This window comes from Dellaglioa sp. CoH-56-MRSF-13 (assembly GCF_056782095.1).
This window is the reverse complement of record NZ_JBXAYC010000205.1, coordinates 1-250: the sequence shown is the minus strand read 5'-3', so window position 1 is coordinate 250 and position 250 is coordinate 1. Positions and strand designations below refer to the sequence as shown.

1 pseudogene is annotated in these 250 nt (G+C 68.4%); it reads right to left on the bottom strand.

The features are described from left to right. Window positions 1–250, bottom strand: a pseudogene (locus tag AC1RP1_RS08440) (IS481 family transposase); the annotation flags it as partial.

Below are 250 nucleotides of genomic sequence, written 5' to 3'. Positions count from 1 at the left end.
GAAGAAGGCGTTGGCGCGCTGCCAGAACCCGGCGGCGGTCTCTTTGCGTTCGTCGGTGTGGATCTCGGAGTATGCGAGCCGGGAGTGGTCGTCGACGGCGTGGTGCAGGAAGGAGTAGCCGCGGCCGCTGCGACCGTGTCCGTTGTTGTTCTTCTTGCCCGCTTGCCGGCCGAGGGTGCGGTGGCCGCCCCCGTCGGGGATGCGGCCGAGTTTCTTGATATCGACGTGGACCAGCTGCCCGGGCCGCGAC